We start from the raw sequence: 25,345 nt of genomic DNA, 5'->3' as shown, positions 1-25,345 counted from the left end.
CATGTTGTGATTTGACTTTCGGGGTGATTGGCTCCCCGGGACGGTTCAAGCCGAAGAGGAGGACCGAGGTGCCGCGAACTCGCCGCCTGCCCCATTCCGGAAGCCCGCCCCTGGGGCGTGCGGTCGGCACACTGTGCTCGGGACGGCGGTACCATCGCCCCGACCGCCGCCGATCCGAGTCAGGGCCCATGACCCCCCGCGAGACGCTCCCCGAGCTCATCCACCGCCTCGTCGAGGAGAAGGGCCGCACCTGGGTGGAGAACGAGCTCAGCTACGCCCCCCAGGTCGTCGACGCCCACCTCGCCACCTACGCGGCGGGCCGGTCCGGGCGCCCTGCCCCGACCTCGCGGGTGACGCGGGAGCCCCTGCACCAGGCGCAGATCGCCCGACACCTCGGAGTACGCGCGGACACCCTGAACCGGGCCCTGCGCAACGATCCCGAAGCACCGGCACCGGCTCCCGGCACCGACGGGCAGCGCTGGCTCTACGCCGAGGTCCACACCTGGTGGCCCCGCCGCCGCAAACGCGGCCACTACCCACGCCCCGCCAGGGCGACAGTGCCCCGGACCCCGGGCGAGGATCCGGCATGAGTACCGCCCGCACAGCGACCGCCGTCGCACCGGCGCGCACCCGGATCACGGTCCCCGCTCCCGCCGACGGCGCGGGGGAGGGGTGGCGGCGGCTGATCACCGCCATACCGGACAGCGCCGCCGGGGCCCGCGACCTCGACGGAACGTGGCTGACCCCCCGGGCTGCCGTCGAGCTCCCCCTCGGCGCCCTCGTCCTGGCCGTCGACCACCACCGCGGTGCCGGGCGCTGGGACATCACCGCCCTCCTGACCACCGGCACCGGCCTGCGGGAGGCCGGCCGCTGGAACCGGCGCAGCCCCCTCGGCACCCGCGAGATCAGCGGCCTGCGCCTGCTGCTCGCCGCCGGCGCACACCAGCACACCGCCCGCCTCCTCATCACGCCGAGCCGCACCGACGGCACCTGCCTGCGCTGCCACCGGAACCTGCCCGCCGGTGACGGCCTGATCCACCACACCGCCGACGGCCGCCTCCTGGTCTGCGGCACGTGCCCGGCCCGCCCCCGGGAACTGATGTCCAACCCTCGCCCCGGCCGGTGCGCCCGCTGCCAGGGCTGGGTCGCCGCCGGACAGGGCACCGCGACCCTGCAGGGTGACGACGACTTCGGCCGCTACCGGCCCGCCCACCACACGTGTCCCCAGCAGCCCCTTCCCGGGCCGCCCCTCAGGGCCGACGCCTGGTGCCGCACCTGTCGCACCACCGTCCCGGCAGGCACCGGCTACTGGCAGCGCGGCGCCCACCACGCCCCCGGAACCTGCCCCGAGCCCGCCGACGGGCTGCCCCGCTGGATCGTGACCGCACCCGCCCACGACACCAGCCCCTGGGACCCGGGCACCGTCCGCCGCATCCACCACACTCCCCGCCCCGGCGAACCCCCACTGCCCCCCGACCTCCCCGGCGGCCGGATCCTCGACGCAGGCGGCCACATGACCGTCCTCGCCCGCATCCTGGAAACCCGCACCACCCGCCACGGCCGGACCCTCGCCCTCACCCGCGCCGCGACCTGGCCCGAAGCCGTACCCGCACTGGCCGCCGAACTGGACACCGCCCTCGCCACCCGCCCCACCGGGGCCACGTTCCTCGCCCGCGAGGTCATCGAACGCATCCACGGCGACAGCGGCTGGGTCGCCGAACTCACCGGCCACGACCCCCGCCACGGCCTGGCCCGCACCTTCCTGCGCCCCCAGACCGACTACGACCAGGCCGACGCCCGCGGCCACCGCGGCGTCCTGGACGCCTGGACCCTACGCCCCCGCCGCGTCTACGAGGTCTCCCGCCCCGTAGGCCCGCCAGCCCCCAACTGGCGCGCCCTGCGCCGCACCCTGGGCCCCCGCACCCGCGTCACCGGCGAACATCGCGCCTACGTGCGCGTCACCGCCGAAGGCGACATCACCGAGATCACTAGGAAGGAGGTGGAAGCATGGCTAAGCGTGGCCTTGGAATGGACGTCCTGACCGCCGCCCGTCAGCGGATTGCCCGCATCTTCCGCGACTTCCCCAACGTCTACGTCAGCTTCTCCGGCGGCAAGGACTCCGGCGTCACTTTCGAACTCGCCGCCAACGAGGCCCGCCGTCTCGGCCGCCGGCTCGGCGTTCTCATCGTCGACCTCGAAGCCCAGTACCAGGCCACCGAGGACTACCTCCGCCTCATGCTCGCCCGCCACGCCGACGTCACCGACGTCCACTGGGTCGCCCTCCCGCTCAACCTCCGCAACGCCGTCTCCACGTTCGAGCCGCAATGGATGTGCTGGGATCCCGGCAAGGAAGAAGCATGGGTCCGCCCCCGCCCCGAGGAAGCCATCGGCGACGAGAACTACTTCGACTTCTTCGAACGCGGAATGGAATTCGAGGACTTCGTCCCCAAGTTCGGCGACTGGTACTCCCAGCAGAACGGCGGCCGGATGACCGCCTGCCTCGTCGGCATCCGCACCCAGGAGTCCCTCAACCGCTACCGGACCATCGCCAGCACCCGCAAGACCCGCCACGACGACCTGCCGTGGACCACGATGATCACCGCCCGCACGTACAACGCGTACCCGATCTACGACTGGCGTGTCGAGGACATCTGGACGTACAACGGCCGCGACCGCATCCCGTACAACACGGTCTACGACCGGATGCACCAGGCCGGCCTCACCCTGCACCAGATGCGCCTGTGCCAGCCCTACGGCGACGACCAGAAACGCGGCCTGTGGCTCTACCAGTTGATCGAGCCCATGACCTGGGGGAAGGTCGCCGCCCGCGTCCAGGGCGCCGAGTTCGGCGCCCGCACCGCCCGTGAAGTCGGCAACGTCTCCGGCCGCATCAAGGTCACCAAACCGGACTCCATCACCTGGGAGCAGTTCGCCCAGAACCTCCTGGACTCCATGCCCCCGCAGACCGCCGAGCACTTCCGCATCAAGATCGCCGTCTTCATTCGCTGGCACCAGAAGAACAACGGTTACACCGACGGCGTCATCCCCGACGACGGGCCCTTCGACAAACAAACCCCGTCCTGGAAACGGATCGTCAAGATGATGCTGTCCTACGACTACTGGTGCAAGGAGTTCGCGATGGCTCCGCCGAAGAACAAGAACTCCTACGAGGAATACAAGAAGCGCATGAGGATCAAGACGCAGGAGTGGGGATACCGTGGCACCGTCTGACCAGCCCGCCCCGGACCGGCGCCCGCCCGGCAACGACGACGCAATGCCCGCGCCCAAGCCGGCGCCCGCCAGCGAGCAGACCGCTCTCGACATCCCCCTCGCGCCCGCCCCGTCGGCGGCCACACCTCAGGGCAGCAGCTCAGCGCCCCGCCGGACCCCGCCGCTCCCCGAAACCGGCACGGGTGCGCAGATCGTGAACGCCGCACGGCCCCTGATCGACGCGCTCGCCGACCTGCCCCTCGATGAACGCGTCACCACCCTCAACGCCCTGCGCACCCTCCTCCACGAGCAGAGCCCCTTCCAGAGCGAGCCCGTCGACCTCGTCCTCTGGGAAAAGGCCGACACCGTCGAGGGCAATGCGTACAACCCCAACGCCGTCGCCCCCCGGCAGATGCAACTCCTCGAACACTCCATCACCGCCGACGGCTTCACCCAGCCCATCGTCGCCTGGCGCCCCCAACGCGACGACCCCCCGGCCAACGACGCCGACGCAGCAACGACGATCGAAGTGGTCGACGGATTCCACCGCCACCTCATCGGCAAGAACGCCACCACGGTCGCCGCCCGCCTGCACGGCTACCTCCCCATCACCGTCATCAACACCGACCGCGAGGCACGCGAAGACCGCCAGGCCGCGACCATCCGCCACAACGCAGCCCGCGGCATCCACACCATCGAAGGCCTGTCCGAAATGGTCCTCGAACTCCGCAGGCAGAGGAAGCCGTACGCGTGGTTCGAGAAACACCTCGGCATGCAGCCCGACGAGGTCACCCGCCTCTCCCAGGTCAGCGGACTCGCCGAAGCCTTCGCCACAGAAGAGTTCTCCGAAGCATGGGAGGCCGAGGCCGCCGACCCGTTCACAGATCGCGACAGCCAGCCGTAACACGTCCACGCCCCCGGCACCCTGGCTGAGCCGGCAGAGCGCGCCGAGGCATCAAGCCCCGTGGAGAAAGCCCTATGACCACCCAGCCGTCGGAACCCGTACGCCTCACCAACGCCGATCCCGACTTCTACGCCACCCTTGGCCCCTACCTCGCCCGTCACGAGGTGTACCGCTTCATCGAGGGCTACCCGTGGGACGAGCCCACCAAGACCTGGTTCGTCCTCAAGGACACCGACGGCCGGCTGCGCGGCTTCTGCGCGGTCAACCAGACTGCCAGCCGTACCCGCCGCACCCTGCTGGAAAGCCTCTACGTCCTGCCCGGCCACGACGACGCTCTCGATACGCTCGTCCAAGCCGCCGTGCGTGACTTCGGCCACGACCGCGATCTCCACGCCACCGTCCGGCACGAGGTCGCCACCGCACACCAGAAAGCCGGCTTCCACGTCGTGAAAACCACCAAGAACATGACCATGCTCGTACGCCCCGCAGATGTCCGACGAGACTGAGCAGCCCCAACCTCCAACCCCTCGGCGTGAAAGGGTCCTGCCGCAACCTGAAAGGAGTATCCGTGGAGCCGACCGATCCGGCCGATGACCAGGTAGTTCGGAGCGCGATAGCCGTGTTGGCGGAGCACCATTCAGCAGCCGCGTTCGACGAGACCGGGAGAGTCTCCCGACCAGGCTTTCTGGTGGCTGCCGGCGCTCCGGGCCAGGAAAGGGTACGAGTCCAGCACCGAACCCTGTTCCCAAGCGCTCTCTCCGGCCTCTCCTTCGCCGACGCCGCGGCCGAGGAGTTCGTGCTCGTCGAGACCTACGCGGACCTCCTGCGCGCTCACGGGTGGGAGGTCCGATACCGTTCCACGACTCGTCCGAACCTCCTCGCGTCCCCACCCGGCGGGGCACCGTAGAGCTCTGGGCCCGGCAGCAAGGGGAAAGCCGCGTAGCTGGGCGGCTCCCGGATCAGTCCGTTCCCATACATCATCCACGCGGCGATGGGACAATCGCTGCGAACCGAACGGCCGCCGATAGCGGCCCCGCCGGCCGCGACACTGGTGCTCGGCAACTGACCGGCGCTAAGCCGCCCTCGAACTGTGGAAAGGAGCTGTCGGTGCGAGACAGCGACGATGGAATTCTGACCCCCTCTCCGGGAGACACCGCGCGCCTGGACCAGATGTCGGCCCGCTGGCGGGACGCGGAGCCGAAAACCAAGCAAGCCGTCGCTGACGCTGCAGCCAACCTGCGCACGTCACTGTCACCGAAGAACGTGGCCGAGCTGTTCGACTCGCTGGAACGCGCCGGTCTGAACGATCCTGTCAAGGAGTGACCCCCGGGGGGCGCCCCTGCTGTGAGGCGCCCTTGCCTCCGGTAGGACGCGGGGTGGCGTTCAGGGTGACCCCCGAACGCAACGGTGCGGATGAAGTATCGCCACTCCGCGCGCTGACGCCTCCGAAGACCTTCGTGAGACGTCAGCGCGGAGGAGGCGATCAGCCGGCCTCGTCCCGGCAACCATGGAACATCATCGACGTTCCACCTTCGGGCAGATACCACCCGTCCGCCGCCATGTGGGGCGGGATGTATGTCGGGTTGGTGTCGACGTTTCGAGGCGAGTGCGGGTCGGTGACGTCCCGGATGACCCGACGCTGAACCTCCCGGAAGTCATATCCGTCGGGGCCGTCGACCTCCCAGGTCACGTCGCGCAGCACCCCTGTGTCCTCGGTGTCGTTCTTGAGCATGGGGTGGGCTTCGATCAGCCCGCCGTAAAGGGACAACACGATCAGCAGCTGGCAGACACGGTCGGAGAAGTCGCCGTAGCCGTACTCCTGCCCGCAGCCGCACGACGGATCATGCGCGTGGACGTTGATGTCCACCTCGTACGGCTTGCCGGTCAGGGCATATGCGGGCAGCCCTTCGCCCGGCCCGCTCGGGCAGGGGTGAGTGGTATCGAAGAGGTTAATCCACACCCTGATGTTCGTGGCCAGGAACCCCGCGTACTCGGCCTCCAGGGCCTTCTCGAGGCGCTGGTGGGTCGCGTACGCGGCCTGGTCGACGTCCTTCCAACCCTTGCCGAGCCGGTGACCCGCCAGGTGCAGGAACCGGTCGGTGAGCAGGGACAGTTCATCGAGCGTGGGCAGCGGCCGCTCGTCCTTCGCCGTCTCCGCCGGGACGGATTCTGCTTCCTTCATCTGGTGTTCGTGGTCCTGCTCGGGAGGGGCGGCCGCCGGCCAGACGGGAGTGAGTTCGGCCTCGGGATCGGCCCGTTCAACCAGCCCGATATCGGAGAAGACGAGACCGAACACGGACTGCCCGTCCCACACCTCCAGCTCCGGAAGATCCCTGGGGCCGGTGCTGCGCGGATGGACTCCGGTGACGTCGACGCGGATCCGAACGGGTTCGCCCAGTTGCCCGTCGGGACCGAACCACAGCACCTCCACCCTGGTCCGGGTGCCGAGGAACTGCTGCGCCTGCCGCACAGCGTGGGCGGGGTACGACGAGGGGATCCACCAGCCGTTTCGGTCCCAGGCGTGATCGGCGTCCACCGGGCCTGGGGTGTCGAGGTCGTAGAGGGCCTCGGCGGCTTGCTGACGGGCCTCAGCCCGGATCGCGTGGCACAGCTCGCTGGAGGGCTCCGTGCTGCCCAGCGACTCGGCCGGGGCTCCGGTGATCGCTGTTCCGTCCCAGGCCGGGGCTCCGGGCGGAGCGAAGGGGAGGGTGCCCAGGATGACGGCGACCTGGTTCGCGCGGTCGATGCGATGGGTGAGACGGGCCTCGTCCCGCCTCCGGGCGGGCCGCTCGTCGTCCGGCTGCGCCCCGTACTCGCGGCGGCGGTCGTCGGGTCCCTCGTCGGCGCTGTGGCCGAGGAGCATCGGGAACAGCTGATGCTTGAGGAGCGCTTCCAGCCCGTACTCCACGTTCGAGGCGTCCCCGGTCACGGCGAAGGGCTTCATCGTCTGGGAAAGGCCGTCGCTCAGGGAGTGCACGACGTGAAGCGGACGCCGATGCCGGTCACGCTCGTGCCCCTGCGTGGAGAAGGCCACGGCGTAGGCGACCGCGCAGGGCCAAAGCGCGGGCCTCCAGCGCACCTCCGAGGCCCGGCACAGGGCTTTCGCCGCGGCCTGGGCCCCCGGGTCGTAGCGGTCGACGGCGTCGACGAGCGCGGCCACGGTCGCACCGGCGCCCAGGTGCTTGAAGGCCTCATGCCGGTGCGTCGGCTGCGGGAGCCAGATCCAGGACCGGGTCAGCGGCACACCCCAGCGTTCCATGACGATGGGCCACGCGCCGCGCTCCTTCAGCGCTCGTTCGAGCCGAGTGCCCAGGTTGGGGCCGCAGGTGAGGGCGAGGACAGCGGCGACTGCGTCCCAGCCGGCCGGCGCCGCGAGATCGTCGTGCAGGAGCCGGTCGAGCGCGACGGCGAGGTAGGGCAGGTCGGTGCGGTAGGGCTGGTCGCCGTCGAAGATGCAGGCGGGGCAGACGGGGGCGGCGCTGGGTGAGTTCCTGAGGAGGTGGTGCTCGGGGTAGCGGTCTGCGCAGATGGGACACGGCTCGGTGGAGATGTTCTCGCTGCCCCGGACCTTGCGGAGCCGCGTCTTGCCGAGGGCGGAGTCCATGCGGCGCGCGGTGACGCGGACCGTTTCGGTGGAGCAGTCGGCCAGGCCGTCCTCGTAGTCCTCGACGGTGGCGTTGCCCGAGGGGCACATGGCCAGCAGGTTCAGCGGCTTGGACAGGTCCGATGTGGTCGGGTCGTCCGGATCATGCTCGTCGCCGCCGCTATCGTGGTCCGCCCGTCCGACCGACAGGCTCAGGCCCGCGACCGGTCCCGCGTATGTGGTCAGGCCGAAGACGTCCAGCTCTGGGTTGTCGCCTGATCCCCATCCCAGGAGGCGGAACTCCGCAAGCAGTGCCTGCAGATAGCTTTTCGCGAGGGGAGCGGGCGAGGACGGCTTGGCGGTGTCGCCCAGTTCGGTGAGGATCCGGACGGCTTCCGCGCGACCTTCGGCGTTGAGGACCGAGGGGAGGAGGTTCTTGTTGGCGGCGTCGACGACGAGCTCCAGAGCCCGTTGGTACCCCCAGCCCGTCGCTTTGCTGAGGGCCCGGGCGGTCTGCCGGCGATGGGTGGGATGGTTCTTCGAGGACATGACGGCTCCTGCACGCTCCGCGTCATGCCGTCCCACCACGACATACGCCGAGTGTGCAAGGGCGGTCAAGGACGAGGAAGTCGCCACAGCACCACTGCGTCACCCTCCAGCGGCGGCTGGATTCACCAAAGCCCGGAGGTGGGTCCAGACACGGCACGCGTCACGGTGAAATGCGTCCGCACGATGCTACCCCGAGCAGACACCTCCCTCGAAGAGAGGTGCCCGCAGTCGGTTCCGCCCTGGACGCCTCTTGGCGGTCCGTGACGCGCTCGCCCGCTCTCGTTCTTGCCCGTCGAACTGCTGCCCGACGCGCGGGCAGCAGGATGGCGCGTCTGCCGGTTCGCGCGGTCTCACTGTCCTTCTCGAACGCGGCTCTGTGCCGCCCCAGTGCGAGCGCGGCTCCCTTCCGTACGGTGCGGATCTCCACTGCGCCGGTGTGCGCCAGGATCACTCGGTGCCGGCGTCCGGCCGTGCTTGCCGGAGGGAGGGCAGGGCCAGGTAGTGGTCCCAGTCCGGCGCCTCGTCCTCTTCGTAGAGGTCGTACTGGTTCGGGGGCGGGGTCAAGGGCCGGATTGCCAGCAACGGTCCTCCTTGGCCCGTGTCGAGCTGAGCGTCCTCGTCCGGGTGGGTCCAGCGCAGGACGCGGAGATTGTGCATCCACTTGTCGCCGTAGTCGAACAGGTAGCCCAGGGCGAAGCCGGGGGCGAGCATCGCTGACAGCGCTGTCCCGTCGCTCGGTAGCTGACCGGGCACGAACTTGTCGGCCGGGTCACAGCGGCGGGGCGGCTCCACCCGAAGGCATTCGTAGCTCTGGGCGTAGTAGAAGTTGCCGGGGCTCGGCAGCTTCCAGGTCGCGGAGTTGAAGTAGAAGCCCGCAAGGTGCACGTCGTCGTCACGGGCGAAGACGCGGTCGATGGCCTCGGCGAGATGCACCCATGTGTGATCGGCACGGCACGTCAGAGTGAAACTGGAGGCGGCGTCCTGGTAACCGAGGCACACCTGGATCACCAGGCCGCGGGCTGGATCAGGGGCGCCCGCACGGGCGATGGCCGGGGCGCGGGTGGAGCGGCACATCGCCTCGTCCTGCTCCAGCAGGTCCTCCAGCTTCCCGGCCCGGCGAGCACGGTCCAGGGAGGCCCTGTACGGGAGTTGGGGAGGGACGTACGGCAGCAGGTCGCGGTGGGGGCCGCCGAAAGTGATGATGTCGGCGAGCGCTGCCGTCATGAGTTCCTTCCCGCGGGCATACGCAGAGGGCCGGTGCAGGTGCTTCCATACCCAGTTCCCCACCGGGTGGCCGTCCACGCTGAGGCTCCGGGAGAAAGGGCGCCCCTGCACGACCGTCCACTGCCACAGCCGCTCGTACATCGCGAGCCACTCGGGGTCGGGTGCTTCGATGGAACGGTCCTCAAAAGCCTTCCGGGTGGAACAGTCCAGGCGAGGCCACATGCGGCCCAGCATCAGGACGACGTCACCCCAGCCGATGCCCTGCGCTGGCCTATCCAACTTCCAGTAGGGCTTGTCGGAGTAGGCCAGCACGGCATCGAGCACACGCTGATCGCGAGCCTGAGCACCGTCCTGCTGATCCGCCCGACCCGGTGCCGGGTCCGTCGGCCCTTCGTGGGCGGGGTACAAGGCCTTCGGCACGGTGTCGAGGGCGTGCCACAAGGCGGGGCGCGGTTCCGTGCCGCCGACCGTGAACAGCCGGGGGTGGCCGTCGGATTCCTGACGTACCTCCAGGTGCACCTGCCCGTCCGGCGCGGCGGCGGTGACGAGGCGGGGACGGCGCAGCAGAGCCGAGGCTTCGAACCCGTACAGGGACTGGGACAGCTCCACCGCCCGCTCGACGGACCCGTCCTGTGCGTACTGCGATGCCCGGGCCGTCACGATGGCGGTCCGCCACTGTCGAGGGAAAGCGCGGTCCAAGACCATCATCGCCCCGCTCGCATCCTCGATGACCTTCACACCCTTGGGTGCCGCCTCGATGCGCATTCGAGGCCCAGCTGAGGGCGCGCGTTCAGCGCCGACCAGCGCGTGCGCCCATGCGGCGAGATCAGCGTGGTCGATGCGCACCATCAGGTGGTCAGCCGCCGGCGTCACACTGCGGATTCCGAACAGCGACCCGGAGTTGTGGCGGCCGAAGACCGGAGCGAGGAGGCCGACAATGTAGGACTCCCACCACTGTTGCGCGGGCCTGGGAGCAGGGATGACTGATGCGGTATCGGCGGCCGCACTCATCAGCAGCTGAACGTGGTTGTAGGACTCGCCGGTGGCCTGCTGGCGCAGTCGGACCGCTTCACCGAACTGGGCGCGGGATGAGGGCATGACGTCTCCCTGTGGCACTGCCCGGTCAATGCGAGAGAGACAGCACACGTGATGCTGTGGTCAGCCAGTGATGACGACGCTGCAGGCCCACGTCTTCTTCTGCCTTCCTGGCACCGATTCCGGGCACGGCACCCCAGCACGGCTGCGTGGGCAGCCGTCGGCACAGTACCGCAAACAGCGGCGGTCCGACGTAGGATCCCGTCGACCACGCGAGGGCGTACGACACACGGACGGGAGCAGAGGGGTAGGCCCTGCTGGACAGCCTCCGGACCGCTCGCGGTCCGCACACCCTGCAGGAGGTCCCCGGAGTCTGCGCCACGATGCCCGGGGTCGTCGGGCCCGTGCCTGCCGCGTGGTCTTGGCTCAACGGTCACTCAACGAATTCCGCGAGATCCGTGGCCTGATAGGTGAAGTCGGTGATGTAGAGGTGATGACGAAGTGTGCCGTGGTAGGCGGCGATCCGCTCGGCCGCGAGCAAGGCGACTTGCTGGGCGTGACCGAAGCGGATGACTGGCCCGTCCGGCGTCAGATGGACGAGCGCATAGAGTGCGATAGCGTCGAGCTCCTCAGCAAGGAAGTCCAAGCCCCGCGCGCGGCCGGGCAGAGCCCCGAACATTCCCTCGCTCGTCGTTGTGCCCTTGACCTGGACTAAAAGCTTCGTGGAGCCCTGCTTCGCAAGAAGGTCGGCGAAACGGAAGTTGTTGGCCAGCTCATTGAGGTTGACCACTTTCCAGCCTGCGGCAGCGAGAGCCGCCTCCGCTGCCGTCTCAGCCGCCGCGCCGACCCGAACCTTCTCCGCTGCCGACTGCACTGTCTGTGGACCTCCTCGTTCACCAGGACCGCCGTGCGCCGCCCTGCCCCGAGAGTGGGGTCCAGGGCACTGACATCCAAGGCCGCTCCATCGTCTCGGAAGCCCGTGCTGCTGGCACCCGGCCGCCAGCGGCCGGCGCCCCCTGGACAGACACGCCGGGCCGTTGTGCTCGGCCAGGCCAATCACCTGCTCTGATCGGGCTCCGTGGCAGCGAGGAACGCGCCCAGCGTCGCGATGTTCAGGAGGTCGATCCATGTCATACCGTCGGGCAGAGAACCTGCGTCCGCAGCAAGAAGGTCGGCCGCTTCGCCGTCGGCGGCGGCGAGCACCCTGGGTATGCGGGGCCGACGCATTATTAGGGGACGCGGCGATGGAGCATAGAGCGCACTCCGCCATTGTCAGGTTCGTACGCCACACCCCTGAGCACGACGACCGGGGCGCCGCGGCCGCGCTGGCCCAGGATCAGGCCGGCCGCCGCGGCCACCAAGTCGGTCAGTGTCTCCTCCTGGTGCTTTACGCCACCGTCAGGTTCGACATGCTCCGTCACGCGAAGTGGAGTGATTCCGGCAGCCCCGATCGAGAGCACCGTGGCGCCACGTCGATCAGCCCGCCCGTCGGAGTCAGCGATGACGACCGCGACGGTGATGCCGGTCGCAGCTGCCAGTGAGTCGCGTAAGGCGCGAGCGGAGGAATCCGGGTCGGTGGGCAACAGCCATGCCGCGTCCGGCCCGTCCCGGTCAACGCCTGCTGCCGTGAGCTGCAGGCCCAGGCGGTGTCGGGCGATGATCGGCCCGTGGGCACCGACCACGAAGTGCTCGTCCGATTCGTCCAGGATCAGCTGAACGACCTCGGCGGGCTTTCCGGTCCGGGCCGACAGGTCCAGGGCCTCCGCGCTCGGTGTGACCGTGGTCAGGTCCACCCGGCGGTTTTCCGAGGTCGAGACCGCCTTGCTCGCGACGACGATCACATCCCCGTCATGCAGGGTGACGTCTTGGGCCTGCATGACCGTGGTAATGGCTTCGGCCAGGTCTTCGCCTGGCTTGATCGTGGGGAAGGGTTCCAGCGCGAACGCCGTGAACGAGCTAGTGATCATCGAGGGCTCCATGCGCACGAGGGATTGATCAGTGCGGGCGTGGTCGTCATCAAGGCTCAACAAGTCGGCCACCAGCGCAAGCTACCTCCACCGAGGAGCCACTCAGCTGTAGTTCAGAAAACAACTGACCTCCGCCGGGATCGACCGGGCCGGGACCGAGGGCGCGTGGCTGCTGCCCGTAGACCCCGACGACTCCGCCCGCGCCCTGTGAGAGCCGGATCACACCGTCGTTCTGCTCGTGGACGGGCGCGTACCCGGCATCACTGAGCGCGGACAGAAACGGCAGCACCATCTTCGGCGGTTGCCGGGGCCTTCGTTTCTGATTACGCCATGGCCAGCGGACGGCCTCGGCGTCCGCCGTACTCGTTGTCTTGGCACAAGTTGGACAAGTGGCCGGAACCCTATGAGTACCATCATCGCCACATACTCCCCACCACATCGAGAGCTGAGGACCACATGGCTGGAACCCTTCCCGCCCCGAGTGTCACGGACGACTATGCCCAGCGGGTCACCAAGGACCTGGCAGAGAACCGGGGCGAGCAAGAGCGTGTACGCGCTGAACTGGCGCGCCTGCAGAGCGAGCTCGATGAGCTGGAGAAGAGCGAGGTGCTTCTGACAAAGATGCAGGAGGTGCTTGGCGGTGCGCCGAAGCCACCCACGACGAAGAAGGGGAAGAGCACGGTCGTCGCCGTTCCCGCAGCACGCTCCCAAAGCGGAAAGTCGGCGAGGAAGGCGCAGACGAGTGGACGCAAGGCAGGCGCCCAGAAGGGAACCTCGCCGAGGAAGTCCGGAGAGCCGACATGGCTCGATCGCACTACCGCCTATCTCGCTGGTCAGAGTGAGCCCAAGTCCGCGGCGGAAGTGACATCAGCGCTTGCCGAGGCACACCCGGAACGCACGGTACCCGATGCCGTCGTGCGCAATTCTCTGGAGCAGGGAGTTGCGCAAGGGCGGGTCGAGCGCAGTAAGCAGGGGCGTTCGGTCTTCTACACCTCCATTGCCGCCGCGGCCCCCCAGAGTCCCGATCCCGCGCAGTCGTAGACGGCCTTCGGGCCGGGATGGTGGCAGAGCCGAGCACCCGAAAGGGCAACGAGGCGTCTGGCAGGGGTGGCGCTCGTAGTCACCCGAGCACCCCACCGTTCCGGCGGGAAGGGCGCCTTCACCGGCGGTCCTGCGTGGCAGTTGTTGACACGGTCAACGAGCCCTACCGCAGCAATCTCCTCGGGCTCGGTGCCGAGGTGGGTGAGTTGAGGCAGCAGGTTGCCATTGCGGCCGGGGTGATTTCGTCGCCGAACGGGTGCAGGCAGGGCAGCATGATGGCCAGCGGCATCAGGGACAGCTCGAAGTCGGCGTTCATGCCGTCCGGTTCCCAGCGAGGCGATCGCTCGCAGCGGCTGGCCGTTGGTCTCGCCGGGCCCGAGATTCTGCGCCGGCGCGCACGGGCCGCCGACACGATCGTGGTCGCCGCTGGCGGCGCGATGGCTTGCACAGCGTGTGCCCGGTCCTGCGCAGGCGTCCGTTTGCAGGGCCGGCGGCACCCGCCCAGCGGGTGGTGCGGGGCGGGTGCTGTGCAGGCTCAGGTTAGGCGGGGGTGATGTTCTCCGCCTGGGGGCCCTTCTGGCCCTGGGTGACGTCGAAGTTCACCTTCTGGCCCTCCTGAAGCTCACGGAAGCCGGAGCTGGCGATGTTGGAGTAGTGGGCGAAGACGTCGGGTCCGCCGCCGTCCTGCTCGATGAAGCCGAAGCCCTTTTCCGAGTTGAACCACTTGACGGTTCCGCTGGCCATTTTGCCCTCCAAGGGGACTCGAATTCGGATCCCGCACCTTGCGGGACCCGGAGGTGATCGCCCTGGTCCTCAAGACTTTGAACAGCAGAATCGCCCGTGTGCATTGCTCACGGGCGACCGGTACTTCGGAACCATGACAGCTGAGACCGACGCTACACCGATAGCTTCCTCGGCACCACGGACCGCTGAAGGGACGAGCGCGATTTTCTGCCTACCAGCAGCCTGGCCTGGCGCCGGGCAGGCGTGAACCCCGCTGAAGTAGTAGCTGCACGAACAGAGGTCAGCGCGCCGGGCCCTCGGCGGAATCCCTGCGGGGGAGGGCGCCGGCTCTGGCGGGAGGACGGGTCCGTCGATGTTCTTTCGCTTCGGCACGGCCGCAGCCGAGGAGCTGATCCTCCCGTACGACCACCGGCACCTGGGCCACGTGACGCAGCTGCTGGGACATCGCGCACGCGGTCCAGGCCTGACCAGTGATACGCACGTGTCGGGCTGCTGGTGGGGTGTCACCTCTTGGTTCGGGAAGGGCAGGGGGCGAGGTCGGCGAACCGAGGTGCGAGCCGGGGTAGGTCCGTGAGCGGGGGCCGGGTGTTGATGCCGTGTCCGAAGAGGACCAACCCGGCCGGTGCGCCTTCGACAAACTCCTCACCCCGCGCCGTCATGCGCGCCGCCGGATCTGCGCGCGAGGGGTCGAGGACGGAGACGAGCAACCCGCCGTCCCCGTCATCGAACCACGTCAGCTCGCGCCCGTCCTCTGCCCGGATCGTGTGAAAGGGGGAAGGCGGAGGCTCCCAGGTCATGGGGCTGGGCCGGGTAGCGGCTGCCCCTCGGCTGTCGTGGCCACTGACAGTCCCGCCATTGCCCACCCTGAGCACCCGGTCGGGCAGGCACAGCCGCTCGCCCACGGGCGGCTGGTCGTCCCAGAGCCACAGCTCAGTCCCGACCTGGGCGAGCAGCGGATACCACCCGGGGCACCGGCCGTCCTCGACCGGCATCTGGAACACCTGCAGACGTGCGAGCCCACCGATTCTGCTCGCGTGCTCCGCGACGAGACGCGCGACATTCCGAGCCATCGCCTCGGCGGCCACGGCAGAGGCCATCTCCAGAAGGCCTCGCGGGCCCGGACCGCGCAGGCCCTGGGACCATTCGGCGGCCATCCACGGCTCGGTGGCCCACACTCCGAACACCCGCGGGCCCGGGTTTGCCCGGTGCAGGCACAACGGGCAGGGGACCAGGTGCTGGTAGACGGTGCGCTGGGAGGCGAGATCGACGAGATCCATGACACGCATGTCGTCGTGCAGCACGCCTCGCACCATGATCATCGTGAGGGCTGACCCGGCTGGGGAGCCTTCGGGCATCTGTACCCACTCCCAGGGGGCGGTGGTGCTGCGACGCACCCTCACCTCGTCCAGCGGTGTCAGCAACGGGCAGGAGCCGGGCTCCAGTGCCTCTACGGCGGCGCGGTAGTCGGGTCGGTCGTACAGTTCCATGGCGAGTCTCCCGGTCAACAGCAGGACGGAACCCCCGCACGCCGTGAGCGCGTACGGGGGGCGAATGCGTTGGGATCCTCGGCCGGTCGGAACGGCCGCCACACGGCGGAAGACGCCGCGCCCGCAACGATACCGGGGCTCGTGTCAACTCGGCTAGCGGCAGTGGCGTGCCGCAGACTTCGCACGCGTGAGCAGGTCGACGAAGGACCGAGCCGCCTCCCGCCGCGGCGGCAGCTGTTCCCCTGGGTACCGTGGCGTGGCCGGCTGTGGTGTTTGGGACGCAGGAGCCACTGGGAGCAGGTCAGTCCTGGCTCAGAAAGACGCTGGCGCCACGAAGGGTCGTGCTGAGACGGTGTTGCGTGGCGCTGCTGTCGAGTCGCACGTCCAGTGCGCCCCGGTAGTTTCTGGCGCTTGCCCGGCCAGCGGGAAGGAGCGACGGATTGATTCCGTCCCGCCGTGCGATAAGGAGCCCCAGGCCGTAGCGGCTGAGCGCCTCCGGCCCCCCGAGATGATGGACACCAGCCTCGTGGCCGGAAGCCAGTTCCAGCACGGCTGATGCAAGGTCGGACACGTGGACGGGGCACCTGCAATCGTCGGTGAACAGGACCCCGTCGCGTGCTCCGGACGTCAGATCATGCACCAGGCGCTCGTGCTCGGAGCGACCGTGGCCGATGATCAGCGATGTGCGCGCTACGACGGCCTCCGGAAGCACGGTGAGGACCCCTGCCTCCCCTGCGGCCTTGGCCGCTCCGTACGGCGTGATGGGGTCGGGGAGGGACGTCTCGTTGTAGTGGGTCTTGCCGATGCCGGAGAAGACGGCGTCGCTGGACACGTGAACCAGCCGGCATCCGTACGTCGCAGCGGCCAGCGCGAGGTGGATGGGGCCTTGGGCCGTGACCGCCCAGTCGGCTCCACCGCTCGATGCGTTCACCACGACCCGGGGGCGTATCTGCGCCATCAGGGCGTCGATTCGCGGCACATCGCGGAGGTCGAGCTTCTTCCACGTGACTGAGCTGCAGCCGCCCGGCCTGCTGGCGTAGGTGGCGACGGTGGGGTGGCCGACGGAGCTGGCCTGTCGGACCAGTTCCGTCCCCAGGAATCCGCTGCCTCCAACGATGAGAAGTGTCATGCCCGACACCGTAGGACGGGGCGCGAGGCGACGGGCTCCTATTCGGGCGACTTCACGTGACTTCACGTCTGGGGCACTGAAGTTCACACAGTTCACGCTCTACGGCCTGAGGCGTCCGGCCGGTTGGCGGTGTGCTGGTTGTGGCTGGCACCAGCCGTGCCGCGATGAGCGAAGGGCGCTGGAGTGACGACGTGTTCAAGGACAGAACCGAGCCCTGCGGAGGCGTGGGCGGACCTGCCGGCGCCTCCCCTTGGCTGGCTCACCGGCGTGCCGGAGAAGTCGGAGTTCTACGCGGGGGATCCGCTCGTGCGGGAGGGTTGGGCGAGCCTGGTTGGGGTGCTGGGGGAGCGGGAGGCCGTTCGGTTCGCCTGTGAGACGGGGGTTTTGTGGCTGCGGCCGGACGCTGCTGCCTCCGGCATGGCGCATGAGGTCGTCGAACGGGTCGCTTCTGCGGGCTTTGTTCCGCTGGGTGCGCGTGTGGTGCGGCTGAGCCGCGGGGATGTGCGGGCGTTGTGGTGGTGGCAGTTGAAGCGGGCGACGGCTGAGCGTCTGCTTCTGCTCGACGCGGTGGTGGAGCTCGGCCCGGGTCTGGTGGTGCTTTACCGGCATCCCGAAGGGGATGCTGCGAGGCGGCTGACCGTCTTGAAGGGCGGGAACGACCCGGCTGGCCGGCCGGCGGACACGCTGCGGTCGCTGGCGAACAGCCCCAATCGGCTGCTGACGATGGTGCACACGAGTGATGATCCGGCGGACGTGGTCCGTGAGCTCGCGGTCTTCCTGCCGTGGCGCGAGCGTGCTGCGCTGGTGGCATCCGCCTGGGCCAACGGCCGCGGGTCGCCGTCGGTCCTGGAGGGGCCGCTCGCGGCCGTACGGGCGGCCTATCGCGGCTGCGCGCAGGGCTCTGCCGTGTCGCCGTTGGGCTTCTTGGAGCGTGGTGAGGCGTTCGCGGCGTTGGTGGCGGACACCAGCGTGCAGCCGACGCCGCAGCGGTGGACGGCGGTGCAGGGTTGGTCGCGCCGTGCCCCGCTGCTGGCCGATGGGATGCAGCGGTGAGGCGCGCGTCAGGCGGGCTCGGCGAGTGCCGAGGCGAGCTTGATCCAACGGTTGAGGAGACCGGCGGCGGCCCCGTCGTCGATGGCGGTGCGGGCCCGGGCCAGTCCGTCGGCGAAGGCGTCCTGGAAGCTCGTGTCGGCGAGGCCGCTGTGGGCGGCCAGGGCTCCGGCAGCGTTGGCCAGGACGGCGTCGCGGCCCGCGCCAGGTGCGCCGCTGAGCACGGTGTGGACGGCCTTGGCGTTGTAGGTGGCGTCACCGCCGCGCAGCGCATCCTCTTGGGGCCGGCCGAGACCGAAGCGCAGCGTGTCGACGGTCGTGGTTCGTACCGCGCCGTGCGCGTCGGTGGTCCACACGTCGGTGGGGGCGGCGGTGGTGATCTCGTCGAGTCCGTCGTGTCCGCGTACGACGAGGGCGCTCGCGCCCCGCTCGGCGAGCACGGTGGCCAGTACGGGGGCGAGTTGGGGGTTGGAGCAGCCGACCAGGGCGGCGCCGGGGTGTGCGGGGTTGGTCAGCGGGGCGAGGTAGTTGATCGCGGTGGGGACGCCGAGGGTGCGCCTGACGGGGGAGGCGTGGCGCAGTCCTTGGTGGAAGGCGGGGGCGAAGGTGAAGCCGAGGCCGAGTTCGGTGACGCACCGGGCGACGTGTTCGGGGCTGAGGTAGAGGGGCAGGCCGAGGGCTTCGAGGACGTCTGCGGAGCCGCTCTTGCTGGAGACGGAGCGGCCGCCGTTCTTCACGACGGGAGCTCCGGCGGCGGCGGTGACGATGGCGGACATGGTGGAGATGTTGACCGTGTGCGCGCCGTCGCCTCCGGTGCCGACGATGTCGACGACCTGGCTCCCGTCGACGGGCAGCGGTGTGACGCGGTCCATGAGCGCGCCGAGGAGCCCGCTGATCTCGCTGGCGGTTTCGCCTTTGGCGCGCAGCGCGACGAGGAACCCGGCGAAGGCGACCGGCTCGTGGGAGTCGTCCATGACCTCGCTCATTGCCCACCGGGTGTCGTCCGCGGTCAGGTCGTCGCCGCGCAGGAGCGTCGCGAGGAGCTGGGGCCAGGTGCGGACGGGTGCGGTCACGGGGTTCTCCTCGATGCGGCCGCGGCTGGTGAGCCGAACCAGGCCGGGTTGGTGCGGAGTTCGAGCCTAGCGAGTGGGAGCGTCGTGCGCGGGCGGTTCGCGCACGGCTCGGCGCCGGTGACCCGGGTGGACGCCCGGTGGGCACGGTCGGCGGCAGCGCGGGCCGCGCGGACGGCGGAAGGCGGGGTCAAGGGCGATGGCGGGCTGGTGCTCGTGATCGGCGGATCCCGTACGTATGCGGCACCGCCGTTCCTGGCCGCCCTGGCCGCCCGACGCACTGGCGTACACGGGGTACGGATCGCGGCCCCGCCGGGGGCGGCCGCCCGGCAGGCCGCGCTGGAAGCGTATCTGATCGCCACGACGGGCCCTGAGCTGGGCGCTGCGGCTGTCGGCCTGGTCGCGGAGGTGTCCGCCCGGATGGGTGCGACGCTGACCGCGTCGGGGGCTCATGGGCGGGTGGTCTGGCTGGTCGGGCCGGGTCTGGGCGGCAGCCCCCGGGCCGGGGAGGTCCTTGCCGCGCTCGCCGACGTCCGCGACGGGGACCGGTCTGCGGCCCTGGTGGTCGACGGGTCTCTCGGCGGCGGCGAGTCGGGCCTGCGACGCATCCGGGCGTTGGGGCCGGACCTGGTCCTGCTCAACCGGCATGAGGCGCAGGCTCTCCTCCCTGCGTCCGCACCGGCTCCGGGCCGAGGACAGGGCCTGGGTCCGGCCGCGCTGACGGCACTGACCCGTCAGACCGGTGCTGTGGTGGTCGCCAAGGGCACAACCGACCTGATCAGTGACGGCGTGCGCACCTGGGATGTTCCTGCCGGACACCCAGGGCTCGCCCGCCACGGAACCGGCGACATCCTCGCCGGAGCCGCCGCCGGGCTCCTCGCCCAAGCTCTGCCCGCCGTGGACGCGGCAGCCCTCGCCTGTCATCTGACCGGTACCGCGGGCACCCGGCTTGCTGACCGTGTCGGGCCCGGCTGGCTGTCGCGGGAGCTCATCGACGAGGTCGGCGCCGCGCTGCGCGACCTGCTCACCCAGCCGGAGCCGGCCGCGAGCTGACCAGCCGCAACCACGGCTCACTCCGACCAACCGCCCCCCTTCCTTTTCGCCCGACTGGAGATGTGATGACGACTGTCCAGATGCGTTCTGCACCGGCTGACCGTACGGCCGTTGGGGAACTCGCCCGTAGCGCCGCGGAACACCGCGAGCACGGTGAGCGGCACGGCACTTTGCACCCGTTGGTCTGGGCGGCGCTGGAGCAGTCCGTGCTCCCGCGCGTCGCGCTGCCCGCCCACTGCGGCGGGCTGGAATGGCCGGTTCAGCAGATCCTCGACGCGGTGCGCCAGGTCGCGCTCGCGGACCCCGCCGCCGGGTGGGTCGCGGCGATCCACGCTCCGGCCGGGGCGTTCCTGGCCCGCCTGGACCCTGACACGGCGCGCACGCTGGCAGGCCGCAGCCCGGTCATCGCCGGATCGTCGATGCCCGCAGGGACCGTTGTCCCGCACGGTGATCGCGTACGGCTGTCGGGGCGGTGGCCGCTGGTCACCGGTGCACCCGCGATGACGCTGGCCGCTCTCGCCGCCCCCCACACCATCGACCAGGGCACCGTCACCCGCTGGTGGCTCGTGCCCCGCGAAGACCTGGAGGTGGAGGAGGACTGGGACGCGCTGGGCCTGCGCGGCAGCGCCTCCCACACCGTCGTCACCTGCGCCACCAGCGTTCCGGTCGCCCACAGCATCGCCCTCACGGACCCGCCGCGCACGGACACCCCGCTCTTCCGGTACCCGCTCTACGGGCTGATGGCCGGGTGCATTGCCGCGGTGGCGCAGGCGACCGCCGAGCGGGCGCTGAGCGCGTTCGCCACCCTGGCCGAAGGCACCCGCACCCGGCACACCTCCGGCACCCTCGCCCAACAGGGCCACGTCCAGGGTGCGTTCGCGCGCGCCTCCGGGCGGGTGTCGGCGGCGGTGGCGCTGCTGGAGACCGCGACCGCCCGCGCGTGGGCCGCTGCCCTTGAGGGCGAGGTGCCGCCCGGGGAGCGGGCCCTGCTCCGGTCGGCCTGCTGCCAGATGGCCGAGGCCGCCGAGCACGCGTGCCGCGACCTGTTCGACGCCGCCGGCAGCGCCGCCATCCACCGGGCCAACGGGCTGGAGTCCTGCTGGCGCGACGCCGTGGTCATCTCCCGGCACGCCCTCGTCGCCGACCGCGGCCGCCAGCTGGCCGGCGCGTTCGAGCTGACCTCCACCGCGGCGAAGGACCTGTGATGACCGAGCGACTCCTTGAGAGCTTCCTGCGCCACAACGGCGACCGGGCGGCCATCGTGAACCTGGACGGCACGATGTGGTCGTTCGACCAGGTCCTCGGCCGTGCCCTGAGCGTCGCCCAGCAGCTCCGCGCCCGTGGTGACATCGCCGGACGCGTGGTGCTCCTGCGTACCGGAGCGGACGGGCTGTTCAGCATCGCCGACCTGGCGGTCCTCCTGGCCGGCGGTGTGCCCGCCGTCGTACCCGACCTCACCTCCGCCCAGCTGGAATCGGTCTGGCGGGTCGTCGACCCGGCCGCGGTGATCGACACCACCGGCCGGGGCGCGGAACCGCTCACGCAGACGGCGATGCGGCACCGCACGGCGGTGCACCTGATCGACGAGCCGGGCTGCCGGCCCGGCGGAACTCCCGCGCAGTGGCGGGCGGTCGCCCGCCGGTGGGCCGGGGCCCGGCTGGAGCAGACCGGCGCCGTGGTGTTCACCTCCGGCACCACCGGCACGCCCCGGGCCGTCGCCCTGAGCGAGGCCGCGCTGGTGCGCGGGGTGCGGGCCTGGACCCGGCAGTGGGCCGTGCCACCGTCCCGGACCATGTCCTATCTGCCGGTCTCCCACGTGGCCCAGCGGATCATGGGGCACACCCTGATGTGCCTGCACGGCGCGACCGTCGTGGTCTCCACGCCCGAGCGGATCACCGCAGACGTGGCCGCGCACCGCCCGGACACGCTGCTCGGCGTCCCCCAGATCTTCTCCCGGCTCGCCGAGGCGAGCCGGAACGACGAGACGGGCCGGGGTCTGCGCTCGGCGCTGGGAGGGGTGGCCACGGCCGTCAACGGCGGAGCCGCCCTGGACCGCGGCGTCGCCGCCGAGCTCCGCACCCGCACGGGACTGCGGATCGTCGGCGCGTACGGCATGACGGAGACCACCGCCCCCGCCTTCCACCAGAGCGACGCGTCCCGGCCCGGCCTGGGACGGCCCCTGAACATTGAGCACCGCATCACCGGCGACGGGGAGCTCCAGCTGCGTGGGCCGAACCTGGCCGCCGGATACGTCCAGCGCTGGCCCCTGCTGAGACCGGTCACCGGCCGGGACCGGTGGCTGAGCACCGGTGACCTGGCCCGCGTCACCGATGACGGCGAGGTCCAGCTCGCCGGGCGTCTGGCGTCGGCGTTCAAGACCTCACGGGGTGAGGTGATCTGCCCCGAGCCGGTGGAAGCACACCTGCTGGCCCACCCTCTTGTGACCGGCGCCTGTCTGCTGGGGCACGGCCTGCCCCGGGCTGTCGCCCTTGTCTGCGCCCCCGCCACCGCCGCCTGGCCCCCCGGGCACGTCACCGCACTCGAGAGCGAACTTCTCGCGGCCGCCGAGACCGCCCGCCGGCATGGCGAGATCCCCTGGTCCGACCTGCACGCCGTCCGTGTCGTCCGCGACTCCTGGGACGCGCTCGGTCTGGTCACCAGCACCGGCAAGCCGCGCCGCCAGGACATCACCACCCACTACCACCACCTCCTCCGCCCTGAAGGAGCCCGCCCATGCCCCGGCCTGAACCGCCCCAGCCCGTCCTTCTCATCGACATGGGAGGGGTGTTCTTCACCTACAGCTTCCTGTTCGCCCTCGACGCCTGGGCCCAGGCATCCGGTCAGGAGGCCGGAGAACTGCGCGAACGCTGGCAGATCGACGCCCCGTTCGACGCCTTCGAACGCGGTGAGATCACCCCCGCCGCCTACCTCGACCACCTGCGCCACCTGCTCGCCCTCGACCTGAGCGACCACCAGCTCGCCGCCGGATGGAACGCCATCTACGACCACGCCAACACCGACCTCCTCAGCCTGCTGGGTAGCGCCGCGGTCCGCGACCGCTTCCTGCGCATCGTCGGCGTCTCCAACACCAACATCCTCCACGCCGACTTCTGGCGAGAGCTCTACGCCGAGCACCTCCCCGTCCTGGACACCGTCCACTGCTCCCACGAGATGGGCGTCACCAAGCCGACCCCGGAGTTCTTCGACCGCGTCGCCGCCGCCCACGGCGTGCCGCGCGAACACCTCGTCCTGATCGACGACATCCCCGAGGTCGTCGCCGCTGCCCGAACCCTGGGCCTGGCCGCCCACCGCTACCAGGGCGTGGGCGGCTTCACCGCCTTCCTCGACACCCTGCCGCCCGCCGCCCCCGTCACCAAGGACACCGTACTGTGAAGCTTCTGATCACCGGAGCCGCCGGCTTCATCGGCTCCGCACTCACCCACGCCCTGCGCACCGGCGGCCACACCGTCACCGCGGTGGACGACCTGTCGGTCATCTCCCCGCGCCCCTGCCCCGACGGCCTCCAGGCCCGCGACGTCCGCTCCCTGACCCCCCGCGACCTGGATGCCACCGACACCGTTGTGCACCTGGCCGCGCACAAGTCCGTACCCCGCTCCTTCGAGGTCGGAGCGTTCGAGCACAACACGGCCGTCGACCGGCACCTCATCCACAGCTTCACCGCCTCCACCGCCCGGCGTCTCCTGCTCGCCTCCTCCTGCGAGGTCTACGGCCAGCAGACCGGTCCGCTCGCCGAGCACGCCCCCCACGCGCCCCGCTCCCCGTACGCGGCGGCGAAGGTGTCCACCGAGCACCTCGCCGATATCTACCGGCCGTGCCTGGAGCGCGGCCGCCAGCTCGGCATCGTGCGCTTCTTCAACACCTACGGCCCCCACGAGGACGCGGACGCCGTCGTGCCCGCGTTCCTCGACGCCGCCACCACGGGGCGGCCGCTCACCATCGAGGGTGACGGCACCCAGGCCCGGGACCTGACGCACATCGACGACGCGGTCACCATGCTCACCCGCATCATCAACGCCCCCGCCCTGCTGCCCGTCGTCAACTGCGGCTCCGGGCGGTCCGTCACGATCAACGAGCTCGCCGACGCCGTCCTGCGCGCCACCGGCCGGGCAGGCCGGGGGCCCATCAACCACACTGCGGCCCGGCCCAACGAGATCAGCTCCTTCACCGCCGACACCACCCTGTTCACCCGCACCTACGGGCCCATCGAGCACCGCCCGCTCGACCAGGCCCTGAGCGACACCCTCCAGGAACGCGCCCGCACCTGGACCCTGACCGGCACCCCACGATGACCACCGCCCCCACCCCGGACGCCGCCCGCCCGCCGCTGAGCACCAGCAGCGGGCCGGCGGCCCTGGGCACCTTCGAGTTCACCACCCCCGCCCTCCCCGCCGGCCGGGCCCTCGAACTCCTCGACACCTACTACCAATGCGGCGGGCGCCTCCTGGACACCGCCCCGACCTACGGGCCCCACACCAACGGCACCTTCCACGCCGAGCAGCTGATCGCCACCTGGCTGCGCACCACCGGCGTCAGCGACGTCCACGTCATCACCAAGACCGGCCTGAACCCCGACCAGCCCCACCTCGGCGACCTGCGCCCGAACACGATCCTCGACCAAGCCCGGCGCAGCGCCGACCAACTCGGCACGGGCTTCACCCTCGTCCTGCACCGCGACGACCCCTCCGTCCCCCTCGACGAGATCGCCGACGCCGCCAACCGGACCGTGCGCGCGGGGTACGCATCGGGCCTCGGAGCGTCCAACTGGACCACCACCCGGCTCGCCCGATGGGCCGCCCACGCCCGGACCGCGAACCTGACCGTCCCCGACGTCACCGCACCCCTGTGGAGCTTGATCCCGCGCGCGAGGCCGGCGCCCGAACCCTGGCTCGTCGAAGCCGACCCACCCCACCTGCACCGCGCCGCCGAGCAGGGGATGACCATGACCCCCTACCGGACGCTGGCCGCCGGCTACCTCAGCGCCCACCACTCCGGGCGGCACGCCCAACACCACGCCACCACCTACGACACCCCCACCGGACGAGCACGCCGAGCCCGGCTCCACGAGGCCGCGGCGCTGCTCCGTATGACCCCGCACGGTCTGGCCCTGGCCTACCTCCGGGCCGCCGCTCCCCGCGTGGTCCCGGTCATCGGTCCGCGCACCGTGACCCAGCTGCGCCAGTGCATGGCCGGTGCCGCCGCAGCCGCCCGTGTCACCCCCGACCTCATCGCCTACCTCGAAGCCCGCCGATGACCCCAACCCGCCCGGCCTGGTCCGGGC

Annotated in this window: 25 protein-coding genes and 1 pseudogene; 15 read left to right on the top strand and 11 right to left on the bottom strand. The window is 70.5% G+C overall.

Annotated elements, in window-relative coordinates; all coding sequences use genetic code 11:
• Nucleotides 1–188 precede the first annotated feature (188 nt).
• From PSQ21_RS36500 to PSQ21_RS36480, 5 genes are all read left to right on the top strand, one after another.
• Entirely contained in the window at nucleotides 189–590 is a 402-nt protein-coding gene (locus PSQ21_RS36500; RefSeq protein WP_274036530.1) for a hypothetical protein, read from the top strand.
• The gene (locus PSQ21_RS36495; protein WP_274036529.1) at nucleotides 587–2,041 is read left to right on the top strand and encodes a hypothetical protein; all 1,455 of its coding nucleotides are present in this window, start codon (nucleotides 587–589) and stop codon (nucleotides 2,039–2,041) included. Before PSQ21_RS36500 ends, PSQ21_RS36495 begins: the two co-directional genes overlap by 4 nt.
• Entirely contained in the window at nucleotides 2,008–3,231 is a 1,224-nt protein-coding gene (locus PSQ21_RS36490; RefSeq protein WP_274036528.1) for a DUF3440 domain-containing protein, read from the top strand. The genes PSQ21_RS36495 and PSQ21_RS36490 overlap by 34 nt, the downstream gene beginning before the upstream one ends.
• On the top strand, nucleotides 3,218–4,114 hold the full coding sequence (locus tag PSQ21_RS36485) for a ParB N-terminal domain-containing protein (protein ID WP_274036527.1): 897 nt from the start codon (nucleotides 3,218–3,220) through the stop codon (nucleotides 4,112–4,114). Before PSQ21_RS36490 ends, PSQ21_RS36485 begins: the two co-directional genes overlap by 14 nt.
• A 74-nt stretch (nucleotides 4,115–4,188) precedes the next feature.
• On the top strand, nucleotides 4,189–4,620 hold the full coding sequence (locus tag PSQ21_RS36480; RefSeq protein ID WP_274036526.1) for a hypothetical protein: 432 nt from the start codon (nucleotides 4,189–4,191) through the stop codon (nucleotides 4,618–4,620).
• A 131-nt stretch (nucleotides 4,621–4,751) separates the two neighbouring features.
• On the opposite strand, the gene PSQ21_RS36475 is transcribed toward PSQ21_RS36480, so the two are convergent.
• Nucleotides 4,752–4,949 (bottom strand): hypothetical protein, encoded by a 198-nt coding sequence (locus PSQ21_RS36475; protein ID WP_274036525.1) that lies wholly within the window; start codon nucleotides 4,947–4,949, stop codon nucleotides 4,752–4,754.
• 272 nt (nucleotides 4,950–5,221) lie between these two features.
• On the opposite strand from PSQ21_RS36475, the gene PSQ21_RS36470 reads away from it, so the two are divergent.
• Entirely contained in the window at nucleotides 5,222–5,437 is a 216-nt protein-coding gene (locus PSQ21_RS36470; RefSeq protein ID WP_274036524.1) for a hypothetical protein, read from the top strand.
• A gap of 160 nt (nucleotides 5,438–5,597) precedes the next feature.
• Here PSQ21_RS36470 and PSQ21_RS36465 read toward each other — a convergent pair whose 3' ends face one another.
• The 5 genes from PSQ21_RS36465 to PSQ21_RS36445 all read right to left on the bottom strand — a co-directional run bounded on the left by PSQ21_RS36465 (nucleotide 5,598) and on the right by PSQ21_RS36445 (nucleotide 12,484).
• The gene (locus PSQ21_RS36465; RefSeq protein ID WP_274036523.1) at nucleotides 5,598–8,246 is read right to left on the bottom strand and encodes a hypothetical protein; all 2,649 of its coding nucleotides are present in this window, start codon (nucleotides 8,244–8,246) and stop codon (nucleotides 5,598–5,600) included.
• Nucleotides 8,247–8,693: 447 nt separating this feature from the next.
• Nucleotides 8,694–10,568, bottom strand: coding sequence for a hypothetical protein (locus PSQ21_RS36460; protein WP_274036522.1), 1,875 nt, complete (start codon nucleotides 10,566–10,568; stop codon nucleotides 8,694–8,696).
• 370 nt (nucleotides 10,569–10,938) lie between these two features.
• Nucleotides 10,939–11,379 (bottom strand): hypothetical protein, encoded by a 441-nt coding sequence (locus PSQ21_RS36455; RefSeq protein WP_274036521.1) that lies wholly within the window; start codon nucleotides 11,377–11,379, stop codon nucleotides 10,939–10,941.
• A gap of 182 nt (nucleotides 11,380–11,561) precedes the next feature.
• Complete coding sequence (locus tag PSQ21_RS36450; RefSeq protein ID WP_274036520.1) at nucleotides 11,562–11,708, bottom strand: hypothetical protein; 147 nt, start codon at nucleotides 11,706–11,708, stop codon at nucleotides 11,562–11,564.
• Nucleotides 11,709–11,734: 26 nt separating this feature from the next.
• Entirely contained in the window at nucleotides 11,735–12,484 is a 750-nt protein-coding gene (locus PSQ21_RS36445; RefSeq protein ID WP_274036688.1) for a coenzyme F420-0:L-glutamate ligase, read from the bottom strand.
• 109 nt (nucleotides 12,485–12,593) lie between these two features.
• On the opposite strand from PSQ21_RS36445, the pseudogene PSQ21_RS37935 reads away from it, so the two are divergent.
• Both PSQ21_RS37935 and PSQ21_RS36440 read left to right on the top strand, forming a co-directional pair.
• A pseudogene (locus tag PSQ21_RS37935) lies at nucleotides 12,594–12,680 on the top strand (coenzyme F420-0:L-glutamate ligase); the annotation flags it as partial.
• 248 nt (nucleotides 12,681–12,928) lie between these two features.
• Entirely contained in the window at nucleotides 12,929–13,513 is a 585-nt protein-coding gene (locus PSQ21_RS36440; protein WP_274036519.1) for a hypothetical protein, read from the top strand.
• 163 nt (nucleotides 13,514–13,676) lie between these two features.
• On the opposite strand, the gene PSQ21_RS36435 is transcribed toward PSQ21_RS36440, so the two are convergent.
• From PSQ21_RS36435 to PSQ21_RS36420, 4 genes are all read right to left on the bottom strand, one after another.
• Nucleotides 13,677–13,829: a hypothetical protein gene (locus tag PSQ21_RS36435; protein WP_274036518.1), complete on the bottom strand. Its 153-nt coding sequence runs from the start codon at nucleotides 13,827–13,829 to the stop codon at nucleotides 13,677–13,679.
• 224 nt (nucleotides 13,830–14,053) lie between these two features.
• The gene (locus tag PSQ21_RS36430; RefSeq protein WP_010982331.1) at nucleotides 14,054–14,257 is read right to left on the bottom strand and encodes a cold-shock protein; all 204 of its coding nucleotides are present in this window, start codon (nucleotides 14,255–14,257) and stop codon (nucleotides 14,054–14,056) included.
• A 503-nt stretch (nucleotides 14,258–14,760) separates the two neighbouring features.
• Nucleotides 14,761–15,744: a hypothetical protein gene (locus PSQ21_RS36425; RefSeq protein WP_274036517.1), complete on the bottom strand. Its 984-nt coding sequence runs from the start codon at nucleotides 15,742–15,744 to the stop codon at nucleotides 14,761–14,763.
• A gap of 301 nt (nucleotides 15,745–16,045) precedes the next feature.
• The gene (locus PSQ21_RS36420) at nucleotides 16,046–16,873 is read right to left on the bottom strand and encodes an SDR family oxidoreductase (RefSeq protein WP_274036516.1); all 828 of its coding nucleotides are present in this window, start codon (nucleotides 16,871–16,873) and stop codon (nucleotides 16,046–16,048) included.
• A gap of 267 nt (nucleotides 16,874–17,140) precedes the next feature.
• Between PSQ21_RS36420 and PSQ21_RS36415 the strand changes: the two genes are divergently transcribed.
• The gene (locus tag PSQ21_RS36415) at nucleotides 17,141–17,926 is read left to right on the top strand and encodes a nucleoside-diphosphate kinase (protein ID WP_274036515.1); all 786 of its coding nucleotides are present in this window, start codon (nucleotides 17,141–17,143) and stop codon (nucleotides 17,924–17,926) included.
• Between the two features lie 8 nt (nucleotides 17,927–17,934).
• Here PSQ21_RS36415 and trpD read toward each other — a convergent pair whose 3' ends face one another.
• Nucleotides 17,935–18,996 carry an anthranilate phosphoribosyltransferase gene (gene trpD, locus PSQ21_RS36410; RefSeq protein WP_274036514.1) on the bottom strand — a complete coding sequence of 354 codons (1,062 nt, stop codon included), beginning with the start codon at nucleotides 18,994–18,996 and terminating at the stop codon, nucleotides 17,935–17,937.
• Nucleotides 18,997–19,080: 84 nt separating this feature from the next.
• On the opposite strand from trpD, the gene PSQ21_RS36405 reads away from it, so the two are divergent.
• The 6 genes from PSQ21_RS36405 to PSQ21_RS36380 all read left to right on the top strand — a co-directional run bounded on the left by PSQ21_RS36405 (nucleotide 19,081) and on the right by PSQ21_RS36380 (nucleotide 25,318).
• Nucleotides 19,081–20,046 (top strand): NAD(P)H-hydrate dehydratase, encoded by a 966-nt coding sequence (locus tag PSQ21_RS36405; protein ID WP_274036513.1) that lies wholly within the window; start codon nucleotides 19,081–19,083, stop codon nucleotides 20,044–20,046.
• A gap of 65 nt (nucleotides 20,047–20,111) precedes the next feature.
• Nucleotides 20,112–21,251, top strand: a complete 1,140-nt coding sequence (locus tag PSQ21_RS36400) for a hypothetical protein (protein WP_274036512.1) — start codon at nucleotides 20,112–20,114, stop codon at nucleotides 21,249–21,251.
• On the top strand, nucleotides 21,251–23,011 hold the full coding sequence (locus tag PSQ21_RS36395) for an AMP-binding protein (protein ID WP_274036511.1): 1,761 nt from the start codon (nucleotides 21,251–21,253) through the stop codon (nucleotides 23,009–23,011). Before PSQ21_RS36400 ends, PSQ21_RS36395 begins: the two co-directional genes overlap by 1 nt.
• Before the next feature lie 206 nt (nucleotides 23,012–23,217).
• Complete coding sequence (locus PSQ21_RS36390) at nucleotides 23,218–23,439, top strand: HAD-IA family hydrolase (RefSeq protein WP_274036687.1); 222 nt, start codon at nucleotides 23,218–23,220, stop codon at nucleotides 23,437–23,439.
• On the top strand, nucleotides 23,436–24,356 hold the full coding sequence (locus tag PSQ21_RS36385) for an NAD-dependent epimerase/dehydratase family protein (RefSeq protein ID WP_274036510.1): 921 nt from the start codon (nucleotides 23,436–23,438) through the stop codon (nucleotides 24,354–24,356). The genes PSQ21_RS36390 and PSQ21_RS36385 overlap by 4 nt, the downstream gene beginning before the upstream one ends.
• On the top strand, nucleotides 24,353–25,318 hold the full coding sequence (locus PSQ21_RS36380; protein WP_274036509.1) for an aldo/keto reductase: 966 nt from the start codon (nucleotides 24,353–24,355) through the stop codon (nucleotides 25,316–25,318). Before PSQ21_RS36385 ends, PSQ21_RS36380 begins: the two co-directional genes overlap by 4 nt.
• Nucleotides 25,319–25,345: the final 27 nt, after the last annotated feature.

This window comes from Streptomyces sp. MMBL 11-1 (genome assembly GCF_028622875.1).
Classification (GTDB): domain Bacteria; phylum Actinomycetota; class Actinomycetes; order Streptomycetales; family Streptomycetaceae; genus Streptomyces.
Note: the sequence above shows the minus strand (reverse complement) of the source record. Positions and strands in the feature narration are given on the sequence as shown.